This is a genomic window from Mesorhizobium sp. M2C.T.Ca.TU.002.02.1.1 (assembly GCF_003997225.1).
This window is the reverse complement of sequence record NZ_RZTO01000156.1, coordinates 1-9,789: the sequence shown is the minus strand read 5'-3', so window position 1 is coordinate 9,789 and position 9,789 is coordinate 1. Positions and strand designations below refer to the sequence as shown.

Annotated in this window: 8 protein-coding genes; 5 read left to right on the top strand and 3 right to left on the bottom strand. The window is 63.3% G+C overall.

What is annotated here, in order from left to right:
• The 4 genes from EOD07_RS11215 to EOD07_RS11200 all read left to right on the top strand — a co-directional run.
• The coding region (locus EOD07_RS11215) for an ATP-binding protein (protein WP_164772172.1) at nucleotides 1-1,378 on the top strand (1,378 nt) is incomplete at its 5' end.
• 222 nt (nucleotides 1,379-1,600) lie between these two features.
• On the top strand, nucleotides 1,601-2,899 hold the full coding sequence (locus EOD07_RS11210) for a DUF6638 family protein (RefSeq protein ID WP_127235491.1): 1,299 nt from the start codon (nucleotides 1,601-1,603) through the stop codon (nucleotides 2,897-2,899).
• Between the two features lie 103 nt (nucleotides 2,900-3,002).
• The gene (locus EOD07_RS11205; RefSeq protein ID WP_127235490.1) at nucleotides 3,003-4,127 is read left to right on the top strand and encodes a DUF2333 family protein; all 1,125 of its coding nucleotides are present in this window, start codon (nucleotides 3,003-3,005) and stop codon (nucleotides 4,125-4,127) included.
• Between the two features lie 315 nt (nucleotides 4,128-4,442).
• Complete coding sequence (locus tag EOD07_RS11200; RefSeq protein ID WP_041004514.1) at nucleotides 4,443-6,122, top strand: formate--tetrahydrofolate ligase; 1,680 nt, start codon at nucleotides 4,443-4,445, stop codon at nucleotides 6,120-6,122.
• 123 nt (nucleotides 6,123-6,245) lie between these two features.
• Here EOD07_RS11200 and EOD07_RS11195 read toward each other — a convergent pair whose 3' ends face one another.
• From EOD07_RS11195 to EOD07_RS11185, 3 genes are all read right to left on the bottom strand, one after another.
• Nucleotides 6,246-7,559, bottom strand: coding sequence for a hypothetical protein (locus tag EOD07_RS11195; RefSeq protein ID WP_127235489.1), 1,314 nt, complete (start codon nucleotides 7,557-7,559; stop codon nucleotides 6,246-6,248).
• 15 nt (nucleotides 7,560-7,574) lie between these two features.
• The gene (locus tag EOD07_RS11190) at nucleotides 7,575-7,790 is read right to left on the bottom strand and encodes a hypothetical protein (protein WP_127235488.1); all 216 of its coding nucleotides are present in this window, start codon (nucleotides 7,788-7,790) and stop codon (nucleotides 7,575-7,577) included.
• A gap of 162 nt (nucleotides 7,791-7,952) precedes the next feature.
• Nucleotides 7,953-8,594, bottom strand: a complete 642-nt coding sequence (locus EOD07_RS11185) for a cysteine hydrolase family protein (RefSeq protein WP_127235487.1) — start codon at nucleotides 8,592-8,594, stop codon at nucleotides 7,953-7,955.
• Nucleotides 8,595-8,720: 126 nt separating this feature from the next.
• Between EOD07_RS11185 and EOD07_RS11180 the strand changes: the two genes are divergently transcribed.
• Nucleotides 8,721-9,707, top strand: a complete 987-nt coding sequence (locus tag EOD07_RS11180) for a helix-turn-helix domain-containing protein (RefSeq protein ID WP_127235486.1) — start codon at nucleotides 8,721-8,723, stop codon at nucleotides 9,705-9,707.
• The last annotated feature ends 82 nt before the right edge of the window (nucleotides 9,708-9,789 follow it).

Genomic DNA, 9,789 nt, shown 5'->3' with positions numbered 1-9,789 from the left:
GTCGATCGTCGCCGGCCTCGACAAGGCGATCGCCGGTTCGAAGGATGACGCCGATCTGACAACGCGGACGCGGGCTTTTGCCCGCGTCGCCATCGACGGGCTTTTGGCGCGAAAAGGCCGTTTCGACGGCATCGGTCCGTTCGAGAACGCGCATATCCGCATCGACATCGATGACTTCACCCTCGACGGTTTCGACGTCGCGCCGGGCAAGCGTTCCAAGCCGCTGGTGATGACCTTCAAGAAGCCGGAGGAGGTCGTCGGCAACCACATCGCCAAGTATCAATCGGTCAAATTGGCCAAGATGCTGATGGCCTACGATTTCGAGCGCGAGCTGAACCCCTTCGTCGAGCTTGGCGGCTTCCTGTTCACCTTCATCGGCGACGGCGCACCGGGCACCGGCAAGACGACGCTGATCCAGATGATCGCCGGCCTCGTCAACGGCTACTGCCAGGTCGCCGGCTATCCCTTCGCTTATGAGAATTTCGGCGTCGACCAGATCTCGTCCTATCAGGGCAAGTCGGGCCAGAACTGCCGCCAGTTCATCAACAACGTGCTCAATCCGCGCGTCATCGGCTTCGGCACCATCGACGACATCGACCAGGTGGCGGCGCGCCGTTCCGACGATCGCGCTTCCGCCGGCCAGCAGGAGATCACCGGCGTCTTGATGGACGCCTTCGCCGGCGCCTCGACGGTGGTGCGCGGCAATTGCTCCTTTGGTATGTTTTCCAACTACCCGGAAAATGTCGACGACGCGCTGCGCCAGCGCGCCGGCGCCCGCTGGCTGGTCGACGGCCCGCAGACCCGCGACGACTACATCGACATCTTCGTGCTGCTCGCCGGCAAGAACCACAAGATCCCGCTCGGGGACCACGAGCTCTATGCCGCGCAGGAGATTCAGCGCGCCGTGGCCGAAGCCTATGAGGAACATGAAAAGCCGCAGGAGGACGGGCTGATGAAGGTCTATGAGCGCTACATAAAGGAGAATGGCGCGCCCAAGACCATAGCCGATGTCGGCACCTACCTGCACCTGATCAAGGACGCCGAGCCGCGCTTCACCGGCCGCGCCATCAAGAACGTCACCGATGCGATAAAAATGCGCGCCATGGACATCGAGCTGCCGGACGACTGGTTCGAGAAGCCGGAAGCCTTCATGCATAAGAGCTACGACGACAAGAAGGCGATGATCGAGGAACTGCGCGGGCCGTTCTCGATGGACATGGTCATGCAGGAGATCAACCGCTACGCCGATTCCGAGTTCCGCTATTCCGACAAGTCGGATGACGCGGCGGTGGAAAAGCTCCTGCGCGACGCAAGGCTGCGCGAGCGAGCAGCGCGCGAGATGGAGGAGCTGAAGAAGAAGGGGGTGTGGAATGCTTGAGCTGCGCCAACGCCACCTTCTCCCCTTGTGGGAGAAGGTGTCGCCGAAGGCGACGGATGAGGGGTGCTCCAGCTTGGCACCGACGGCACTCCGGCCAACACCCCTCATCCGTCTCGGCGCTGCGCGCCGATCCACCTTCTCCCACAAGGGGAGAAGGAAAGGCTGCGCCGCCCCTCATCCGCCTTTCGGGCACCTTCTCCCCGTGAACGGGGAGAAGGGATAATGGCCAAGAAACCCGACCTCCTTCGCGACAACGAGCTGATCTACGGCCGCCTGCTCGCCATCGACGAGCCGCATCTCATCCAGCGCTACAACAAGGCGCTTGCTGCGTTCGGGCTCGAGCCGACCAAGCTTAAGAGCTTCCAGATCGACCGCACCGGCTTCTCGCCCGAGATCGCCGAGGAGTGCAGCGACTACAGCTATCTCGATCCCAACGAGGTCAACCGCCGTTTCATCATCCTGACGCCGTCGCAGATCGACCTGCCGGTGGTGCACACCGCCTTCTCCAACACCTCGCAGCTGATGTTCGAGTTCATGTCGAAGAACCAGCGCGCCATCGACGCGCTGACCATCAAGGACGTGATCTACGGCGAGATCGAGGACTCGGTCCCCAAGGTCAACGACATCGAGGACCTGCTGTCGATCAACCAGGTCGAGTTCAAGGTGCTGTCGGCCGAGGACGTGCTGGGCAAGGCGGCCGAGCTCGGCAAGCTGGTTGACCAGCTGAAGCAGGAGCCCGACGCCTGGCGCGACAACGCCATGCTCCAGCGCATGGTCGATCTTGCCAAGGTCTGCGGCGACATCCGCGAGAACGCGCTGGTGCCGGACCAGGTGATCTTCCGCCACAACGCCTACTGGACCAGCCATTTCGGCGGCCTCTATGTCTTCGTCGACCCCGATATGACGACGGTCATCAGCGACCCTGCCGCTCCCGGCTTCCGCCGCTCGCGGCCGTGGCAGGTGAGCTATCTGTCGATCAACGACGCCGACAAGGTGTTCCGCTTCCTGGCCGCCACCGGCCGCCTCGACCTGCCGCGCGCTTCATGGATCGAGGCTTCAGGCTATCTCGAGCACCGGGCCGAGATGATCGTGCGCGCGCTGATCCGCGACGCCGAGCCCAACCGCAACCTGACCGATGTCGACAAGGTCTGGCTGCAGACCTGGATCCATGGCCATGCCGACCTGATCGCCAGCGACGGCAATTTCCCGTTCCTCAATGCCGCCAAGCGCGAGATCGCCCAGTTCGGCCACCTCAAGATCGAGGACGTGCCGCCGCGCCAGCGCTTCCTGGTCGTGCGCGCCAAGCCCGAACACCCCGACGCCTGGCTGACCAACCAGCTGATTTCGGATTTCGTGCCGCAGGATTTCGTTTCGCGCTACGTCTTCAACAAGCCGGGCTTCTACAAGGACTATGACGGCTTCAGCGACGCCTGGCGGACGCATGTTGTGGACGTTCTGAAAACCACATATTTGAAGGACAAGGCGGCGTTCCGCGCGCGCCTTTACGGCCTGACTGACTGACACGAAATGACCTGTCATTTCGTTCTAACGTATTGTTTTGGCGCATGATGTTATCCAAAAAGTCTGCAACTTTTTGGCATCGTGCTAAGGGGGTGCCACAGCCATGCTCGACCCGATCGTGAACTTCTTCACCCGGATCTTCCAATGGATCGGCCGTGGCATCGGCTTCGTCATCGGCGTCATCCTGTGGCCGTTCATGTGGGTCGGCCGCTGGTACGGGCAGCGCGGCTGGATCCTCAAGGCGGTGGTCGGCCTTGCCCTCCTGGTGCTGATCGGCCTCTACGCCAATTTCGTCTACGCCACGCAGTGGTGGAACAATTTCAACCCGAGCTATCCCGACACCTACACGTTCGAGAAGCGGAACGTGTCGGCGGGCGAGCAGGTCTCCGCCGGCAGCGGCACCGACACGGCCAAGACCTGCGGCAACTCGGCCATCGCCCAGGTCGCCGCCGATCTGACGGATTTCAACGTCAACCAGAATGCCTGGATCTCGTCGATGATCCTCTACAAGCTCGGCCTGTTCGGCATCAACTGGGACAACACGCCCTGGATGGACAACAAGGCTTCCTTCCAGCGCGGCATCAACCAGGCGGTGCGGCGCACCGCGACCGAGCTTGCCGACAATCTCGGGCGCGTGCGCACGACCTCGCAGATCGACGCCGACCTGCAGGACGCGCGCGGCAATCTGCAGTTCGACGAATACACCTGGTATTTTGGCCTGAACCCGTTCGGCCCTAAGACGCCGACGCCGAGCTATTACCGCGACGCGGTGCGCAAGCTGCGCTCCTTCAACGCCCGTCTCGCCACCTGCCAGGCGACCTTCGACGCGCGTGCCGATAATCTGAAGCAATATATCGACCGCATCGCCTCGGACATCGGCTCGACCTCGGCCATCCTCAAGGAACGCGCCGAGAACCACAACAATGGCTGGTTCGACACCCGCGCCGACGATCGCTTCTGGTTCGCCTACGGCCAGCTCTACGCCTATTACGGCCTGATGAAGGGCGCCCAGGCCGACTTCGAGGACGTGATCAAGGAAAAGCACCTGCAGAGCCTGTGGGACACGATGGACCAGCAATTCGTGTCGGCGCTGCGCATCCAGCCTTTCATCATCGCCAATGGCCGCGAGGATGGCTGGCTTCTGCCGACGCATCTGACGACGATGGGCTTCTATATCCTGCGCGTTCGCTCCAACATGGTCGAAATCAGCAACGTGCTGACGCAATAGCGCCGTCTCGAGGCGACAGGGCGATGGCGGATTTGCGTCGTCGCCCCTGTCGCTTTTCGCGCATTAGGCGGCTGTTTTGAGACGGCGGAGCGGCATCCGCTCTGGCTTCTATACGGCGCAACGACCGGGCCCGAGATGACTGCCTCGAAGAGGCCCGGCGACAGGAACACTCTTTCTTAACAGGAAACATAGTTGCATGGAAGTTGACGCCGTGACAGCGACAGGGTTACATGCCCTTGCGTCCGGGCGGCGTTTCGACCATGCACGAATGATCGAACCCCTCCCCTCCACCGCTCACTCCAGAGGAAAGCCGTCATGGCCGAAGTGAAGTCCGACATCGAGATCGCCCGCGCCGCCAAGAAGAAACCGATCCAGGAGATCGGCGCCAAGATCGGCATCCCGAATGAGCATCTCTTACCCTATGGCCATGACAAGGCGAAGGTCTCGGCCGATTTCATCAAATCGGTGAAGGGCAACAAGGACGGCAAGCTGATCCTGGTCACCGCCATCAACCCGACGCCGGCCGGCGAAGGCAAAACGACCACTACGGTCGGTCTCGGCGACGGCCTGAACCGCATCGGCAAGAAGGCGATCATCTGCATCCGCGAAGCCTCGCTCGGCCCGAACTTCGGCATGAAGGGCGGCGCCGCCGGCGGCGGCCTGGCCCAGGTCGTGCCGATGGACGACATGAACCTCCACTTCACCGGCGACTTCCACGCCATCACCACCGCCCATAACCTGCTTTCGGCACTGATCGACAACCACATCTACTGGGGCAACGAGCTCGGCATCGATACCCGCCGCGTCGCCTGGCGCCGCGTCATGGACATGAACGACCGGGCGCTGCGCGAGATCATCTGCTCGCTGGGCGGCGTCGCCAACGGCTTCCCGCGCGAGGCCGGCTTCGACATCACCGTCGCTTCCGAAGTGATGGCGATCCTGTGCCTGGCCACCGACCTCAAGGACCTCGAGAAGCGCCTCGGCGACATCATCGTCGCCTACCGCCGCGACAAATCGCCGGTCTATGCCCGCGACCTCAAGGCCGACGGCGCCATGGCGGTGCTCTTGAAAGACGCCATCCAGCCCAATCTGGTGCAGACGCTGGAGAACAACCCGGCCTTCGTGCATGGCGGCCCGTTCGCCAACATCGCGCATGGCTGCAACTCGGTCGTCGCCACCACGACGGCGCTCAAGCTTGCCGACTATGTCGTCACCGAAGCCGGCTTCGGCGCCGACCTCGGTGCCGAAAAGTTCTTCGACATCAAGTGTCGCAAGGCAGGGCTGAAGCCGGCTGCCGCCGTCATCGTCGCCACGGTGCGCGCCATGAAGATGAATGGCGGCGTCAAGAAGGAAGACCTCGGCAAGGAAAACATCGAGGCGGTCAGGAAGGGCTGTGCCAATCTCGGCCGCCATATCGAGAACATCCGCCAGTTCGGCGTGCCGGCGGTGGTTGCCATCAACCACTTCTATTCCGACACCGAGGCCGAAATCCAGGCGATGAAGGACTATGTCGCCTCGATGGGTGAGGAGGCGATCCTGTGCAAGCACTGGGCGCAGGGCTCGGCCGGCATCGAGGATCTCGCCAACAAGGTGGTGGCGCTCGCCGAATCCGGCGCTTCGCAATTCGCGCCGCTCTATCCGGATGAGATGCCGCTGTTCGAGAAGGTCAACACCATCGTCCAGCGCATCTACCGCGGCTCCGAGGCCATCGCCGACAAGTCGGTGCGCGACCAGCTCAAGACCTGGGAAGAAGCCGGCTACGGCAAGCTGCCGGTCTGCATGGCCAAGACCCAGTACTCGTTTTCGACCGACCCGAACCTGCGCGGCGCGCCGACCGGCCATACGGTGCCGATCCGCGAGGTCCGGCTCTCGGCCGGCGCCGGCTTCGTCGTCATCATCTGCGGCGAGATCATGACCATGCCGGGGCTGCCCAAGTCCCCGTCTTCGGAAAAGATCTTCCTCAACGAGCAGGGTCAGATCGAAGGCCTGTTCTAAAGCAATTCCAGGAAAAGTGCGTAGCGGTTTTCCGTCCGGAATTGCGTAAGCTCTAAGCACCCTCAGGCTGGAAACGATCAAGGGCGCCGCCTCATCGCGGCGCCCTTTTTGCGTCGCCGGCTTTCATGCCACCGTGGGCGAGCCGAACTTCTTGATGCCGGCGACCGACATCGAGACGAACTGGTCGAGGATGGCGAAGAAGATATCGAGGCTGAAGCCGAACAGGAAAGCGAAGGTGAACAGGCTGAAGCCTATGCCGGTCACCTCGCCGCCGAGCTTGGTGCCGGGCGCCATGAACCAGGCGAGGATCATGCCGGCAAGCCCGCCGAGCGCGATCCGGTGAATGAGCCGCGACAGCGGCGGATTGGGCAAGAGCGGGTTCAGGATCATGCGCATGTGGAACATGATGCCGCCAAGCGCGCCGTAGAGCGCGGGCAGGATCCACAGCGCATAGGGGCTGAGGACCTCGCTCAGCGTCTTGGCCTGCAATGTCAGCGTCGAGATCGAATTCGGCGTGATGGTGATGACGCCTTCGCACTGCAGGTCGCGTGTCGCCTCGTCGAAATCCGCGTTCACGTCTTCCAACTGGCCGGCCGTGGCGGCGGCGCTCACGGCTTGCACGCCGCCTTGAATACTGCCGTTGTTCCTGCAATCGAAATCCGACTGCTTGAGCGGCTGGCTGTTCCCGGCCCCGCCTTGCTGTTGCGCCATCGCGACCTGCTGACCACAGAACTGGTCTATGGCCATCTGCCTTGGGTTCGAGAAATCGAGCGGCGCGCCCGCTTTGGCCGAAGAAGCCGAAAGCTTGCAATAGGCCCATTGCATGCCCCAGAGCGGAAACGGCGCCTCCTGCGTCATGAACCCCTGCGCCCGCACCAGCAACGAGGAAAAACGCTGGTCGAGCGAATGCAGGCTGTCGACGGAATTGTAATAGGCGTCTTTCAGCAGCGTCAGGTCGGTCGTCGACGCCTGCTGGGCGGCGGCCGAGCTCAGTTGTTTCTTGGTCGCCCAGACCTGCCTGATCGACTGCCCGAACCGGGCGCTGAAATCGTTGTTGTCGATCTCCTGCAGCTCCGCGTTGATCGAGACGCCCCTGTTGTAGACATAGGTCAGCTTGCCGATGACGATCATCATCGTCACCGACAGGGCGATGAGGAAATAGGTCGCGAGCGCGGTCCGCCGCGACATGTCGCCCGGCGACCAGCCGGTGCGCAGCGCAGCCAGCGTGGAAAACGGCACGGTGTTGGAACAGTCGTTGAGCACCGTCTGGAGTTTGACGACCTCGGGCTGGCTTGCCGTCGCATCATTGAGCTTTTCCGCATCGCCGATCGCGGCGAACAGCGCGCTATCCTTGAACACGCCGTAGCGGCCATAGCCGGCAACCAGCTTGGCGTCGGCAAGCAAACCGGAGACGAGAGGATCGTGGATTGTCGTCATCGCGCCCCCCGACGACTAGCCCAGGTAACCCGGCACGAAACCATATTGCGACGGGCACCCGCAGGGATAGCCCGCTGGCCCGGGCGGCTGCGCCCAGCACCAGAAGAATTGGGTGAAGCAGATCGTGCCCGGCGCATGCGGCGGAACTTGCGCGAAGGCGGGCCACGGCAGCAGCGCCGCGCCGACGGCGAGGATCAGGACGACCACGGTTCGTGCAACGCGCGCTTCCAATCCAGCCCCCAAAAGCCAACCGCGCTTACTCGCATGCGCGGCGACTTTGCGAAAATACCGGAGCGGTTTCCGTGAAATGGCTCACGCTCTGCCTCGAAATCGGCCGCCAAGATAAAAGCGCCGCATCCCGGCGGCGCCCTTGCCGCGCGAAAGGATCCGGAACTAGGCAGCGTTCCGCTGCAAGGCCCGCTGGTTGGACGCGTAGATCGTGTCGCGTTCGGGCAGCTTCCCGGTCTTCAGGCAATCGATCCATTCGGCGGTCTTCAGCACCGCGGCGAAGCGTGACTGCAGAACCACGCTCACCACCCGGTGTATGTCCTCGGCCGACGCGTAGCCGGCGCTGTTGGCATAGGGCACCGAGCCGCTGGCATCCGACAGGAACTCGACCGCAAAACCCATATGCACTGCGTGGATGATGGTCGACAGATCGCAATTGTGGGTCATGTAGCCGACGACCGCGATCGTATCGATGGCATTACCGCGCAACCAGGTTTCCAGATCCGTGCCGGTGAAGGCCGAAGGCAGCGTCTTTTCGACATAGTGGTCGCGGCCTCGCCCGGCGATCTCGGCATGCAGCTCGCCGCCATGGCTGCCCTTGGCGAAGATCGGCGAGGTCTCGGGCGCCATCTGCTTGACGACGACGATCTTGATGCCGGCCGCCGCGGCCGCGTCCATGGCGCGCGCGACATTGGCGACGGTCTCGAAGAAGGGCGGATGCTGGATGGCGAGATTGCCGCCATCATAGTCGTTCTGGACATCGACGACGACAAGCGCGCGGCGCGGCTGGGTGGCTGGTGCTGACATGGCGGTTCTCCTTTCGACCGGGTTGATGGCGCAAAGCTAGGCGGATGTTTCGGATCGATAAATTGGCCCGATTGACATCGTTCGAAAGAATTGGGACATTCGGCTTTTAATGGAGCGATGCCTGCCATGAAGAACCCGATCATCGCCGCTGTCGCTTTCGACGGCATCAGCCCGTTCCACCTTTCCGTGCCGTGCCTTGTGTTCGGCGCCGATCGAACAAGGCTTGGGCTGCCGCGTTTCGACTTCCGCGTCTGCGCGATGGAGGACGGACCCATTCATACCGATGCGGGGCTGAGCATTGTCGTGCCGCATGGGCTTTCGGCGCTCGACGAGGCCGACATCGTCATCATCCCGAGCTGGAGGGATCTCGAGGCCCCCCCGGCCGCGCCGTTCAAGGAGGCGCTGCAACGCGCGCATCGGCGCGGCGCGCTGATCGTTGGCTTGTGCCTCGGCACCTTCGCCATTGCCGGCGCCGGACTGCTTGCCGGGCGCAAGGCGACCACCCACTGGGCCTATACCGACCAGTTGCAGAGGCTTCATCCTGACATCGCGATCGACGCCGACGTGCTCTATGTCGACGAGGGCGACATCATCACCTCCGCCGGCGTTGCCGCCGGGCTCGACTGCTGCTTGCATATCGTGCGTGCGCGCTATGGCGCGGAGGCGGCGCTGCGGCTTGCGCGCCATGTGGTGCTCTCGCCGCACCGGCAGGGCGGGCAGGCGCAGTTCATCGAGCGCCCGCTTGCGCCGACGCCGAACGCCGACCGGTTCGCCAAGGCTCTCGATGATGTGCGGGCATCGCTCGGCGAAGCCCACAGCCTGGACAGTGTCGCCGAAGCAGCAGGCCTTACCCGCCGCACCTTCACGCGCCGCTTCCAGAAAACCACCGGCACCAGTTTCGGCGACTGGCTGGCTGACCAGCGCGTGGCGTTGGCGCAAAGGCTGCTGGAGCAGACGGACAAATCGATGGACATGGTGGCCTTCGAAGCCGGCTTCGGCAGCGCCACCTCGCTGCGCCAGCATTTCGCCGCGCGGCTCAGGACCTCACCGAGGCAATACCGGCGCGAGTTTTCGAGAAGCACCCAGGCGCCAGGCGGGCTCAGCCTTTTGTAACGGCCCGAGCCGGGTTGCCGACAACGGTGGCGCTGGCCGGCACGTCGCGCGTCACCACCGCGCCCGCGCCGACGATGGCGCC